This is a genomic window from Rhizobacter sp. P1_G5, assembly GCF_056405435.1.
This window is the reverse complement of sequence record NZ_JBFUCB010000661.1, coordinates 1-3,222: the sequence shown is the minus strand read 5'-3', so window position 1 is coordinate 3,222 and position 3,222 is coordinate 1. Positions and strand designations below refer to the sequence as shown.

At 72.8% G+C, this 3,222-nt stretch carries 2 protein-coding genes; both read right to left on the bottom strand.

All coding sequences use genetic code 11. The annotated features are described in order from the left end of the window. Positions 1-2,303 (bottom strand): winged helix-turn-helix domain-containing protein (locus tag AC1D12_RS29020; protein ID WP_477844605.1); only part of this gene is annotated, 2,303 nt, incomplete at its 3' end. Between the two features lie 13 nt (positions 2,304-2,316). Then, a partial coding sequence (locus AC1D12_RS29015) for a fumarate hydratase C-terminal domain-containing protein (protein WP_477844603.1) occupies positions 2,317-3,222 on the bottom strand: 906 nt, incomplete at its 5' end.

Sequence of the window (3,222 nt, the reverse complement as noted above, 5' to 3'; positions counted from 1 at the left end):
ATCCAGCCGTCGCTCGCGCAGCGCAGTGCCGCGGCCTCGACCTGCTGCGCCGCCTCGCGCTGCCGGCCCAGCCGCACCAGCGCGGCGGCCAGCCGCAGCCGGCCTTCGGTCAGCAGCCCGTACCACTCGAGCGCATCGGGCGTCTGCAAGGCCGCCTGCCAGCACTCGACCACCTGCGGCCAGCGCCCGGCCAGCTCGGCCGCGAAGGCCGGCAGCGCCAGCTCGCGTGCCCGCTGCGCGATGCGCGTCGACGCCAGCAGGTCGGGTGCGCCCAGCGTCGCCACCAGGGCGCCGGCGCGCTCCGCATCGTCGGCGATCATCGCCAGCCGCAGCGCCTGGAACTGCATGTGGCGGCGCAGCTTGTCGCGGCGCGCGCTCGGCGGCTCCTGCTCGGGGTCGGCCAGCAGGCGGGCGCTGTCCTGGCGCATCGCGTCGATGTCGCCGCGCAGCGCGTGCAGCATGCCGCCGGCCAGCGCCAGCATCGTGCGCACATTGCGCGGGCCGCCGAGCCAGCGCGACTCCTCGTCGGCGCGTTGCAGCCGTTCGGCCGCGCGCAGCGCATCGCCCTGCCACAGCGCGATCAGCCCGTGCAGCAGCCAGGCGATCGCRCTCATCGCGGTCGGGTGCTCGGGCGCCAGCCGCAGCACGCGTTCGACGAACTCCGTCAGCGCCGGCGCGATGCCGGGCAGCGCCACGTCGCGCGGGTTCGGCGTCGCCTGGTACCACAGGCCGAGGTCGGTGCACTCGGCCAGCAGCGCGTTGCGCCGCGCCATGTAGCCGGCCGACGGCCCGACCGGCCCGTAGTCGCCGGCATGCCACAGGCTGGCGGTCAGCGCCGTGACCTCGGCTTCGAGCGGCAAGGCCTGCGTGCGCAACTCGGCGAGCAGCGCGGCCGCGTCATCGCGCTGGTCGACCTGGCACAGGCTGAGCGCCACGTAGGCCCGCGCCCGCTGCGCCTGCTCCGCGAGGCCTTGCTGCTCGGCCAGGCGCAGCGCCTGCTGGAAGTGCCCGGCCATCGCGACGAAATCCCAGCGCGTCCACGCGGCCAGCCCCTGCAGCAGCATCAGCGGCGACGAGCGCTCGCGCCAGCCGGCCGGAAACTGCGCCAGCAGCCGCTGCGTCTGCGTCAGCAGGCCGTCGGTGAGCCAGCCGCGGGCGACGGCATGCAGCGCCGCCTCGGCCGCCGCCCAGTCGCCGGCGCGCTGCAGGTAGCCGATGCGGCGTGCYGCGTCGGGCTCGGTCTCGGCGGCGCGGTGCAGCAAGCCGGTCAGCGCGTCGGGGGATTCGTGGCGCAGCCGGTCTTCGAGGAAATCGCGGAACAGGTCGTGCAGGCGCAGTGTCAGCTGCGGCCCGTCGAGCACGGTGACGAACAGGCCGCGGCGCTCGATGTCGTCCAGCCAGCCGGCGGCCTGCGGGTCACCGGTCAGCGCGCTGCAGCGCCCGGCCTCCAGCTCGGCGAGCACCGAGGTCTGCAGCAGGAAGCGGCGCAGCCCGTCCGGCATGTCGGCCAGCACCTCGCTCGCGAGGTAGTCGAACAGGTGGCGCTGGCCGAGTGCCGCCGGCGTGCGCTTGCCGGCGAGCGTGGCCGCATCGAGGCTCAGCCGGATGCCCGCCGGCCAGCCCTGCAGGCGCTCGACCAGCGATTGCACGAACTCGGCACCGGCACCACGCCGGGCCGCGAGCGCGCGCACCTCGTCGTCGGCGAAGCCCAGGTCGGCCTGGCGCAGCTCGAGCAGCTCGCCCTGCGCGCGCAGCCGGGCCAGCGACAGCGGCGGATCGGTGCGGCTCGCGAGCAGCACGGTCCACGGGGCCGGCAGCTGCTCCAGCAGCAGGTCGAGCAGCTCGAAGATGCGCGCATCGGCGATGCGGTGCGCATCGTCCAGCACGATCAGGCCATGCCCTGGCCCTGGACCTTGCCGCAGGTCGGCGCCGCCCAGCGCGCTCAGCAGCTCGTCGGCGATGCGGCGCAGCCCGCGGGGCTGCTGCCCGAGCGTGGTCAGCGCCTGCGGCGAGATGCGCCACGGCAGGTCGTGCGGTTCCAGCGCGGCGACCAGGCAGGCGATGAAGCGCGCCAGGTCGTCGTCATCGTCGGCGGCGATCCACGCGACCGCGGTGTCATGCCGCGAAGCCAGCAACTGCCCCAGCAGCGCCGTCTTGCCGAAGCCGGCCGGCGCGCACAGCAGCATCAGCCGCGCCTGGCCGATGGCGGAAACAAGGCGCCCTTCGAGCTGGGGCCGGTCCAGGTGCTCGCCGCGCGGCCGCGGCGCCTGGATCTTCGTCAGCGCGAAGGGCAGGGCCTGCACGTCAGCCCATGGATCAGGAAACGGCGACGGGGATCTTGCCGATCTTCGCCTGCCACTCCTTCGGGCCGGTCGTGTGCACCGAGGTGCCTTCGGAATCGACCGCCACCGTCACCGGCATGTCGTTGATCTCGAACTCGTAGATGGCTTCCATGCCGAGATCGGCAAAACCCACCACCTCGGCCTTGCGGATCGCCTTCGAGACCAGGTAGGCCGCGCCGCCCACCGCCATCAGGTAGGCCGATTTGTGCTTCTTGATCGCCTCGATGCCGGTCGGGCCGCGCTCGGCCTTGCCGATCATGCCGATCAGGCCGGTCTGCGCGAGCATCATCTCGGTGAACTTGTCCATGCGGGTCGCGGTGGTCGGGCCGGCCGGGCCCATCACCTCGTCGCGCACCGGATCGACCGGGCCGACGTAGTAGATGACGCGGTTCGTGAAGTCGACCGGCAGCTTCTCGCCCTTCGCCAGCATGTCTTGAATGCGCTTGTGCGCGGCATCGCGGCCGGTCAGCATCTTGCCGTTCAGCAGCAGCGTCTCGCCCGGCTTCCAGCTCGCCACTTCCTCGCGCGTCAGCGTGTCGAGGTTGACGCGGCGGCTCTTGTTGTAGTCGGGCGCCCACTTCACGTCGGGCCACAGGTCGAGGCTGGGCGCCTCGAGGAAGGCCGGGCCGGAGCCGTCCAGCACGAAGTGCGCATGGCGCGTGGCGGCGCAGTTCGGGATCATCGCGACCGGCTTGCTGGCCGCGTGCGTCGGGTAGGTGGCGATCTTCACGTCGAGCACCGTGGTCAGCCCGCCCAGGCCCTGCGCGCCGATGCCCAGCGCATTGATCTTGTCGCACAGCTCGATGCGAAGTTCCTCGAGCTTGTTCTGCGGGCCGCGCGCCTTCAGCTCGTACATGTCGATGTCCTGCATCAGCGACTC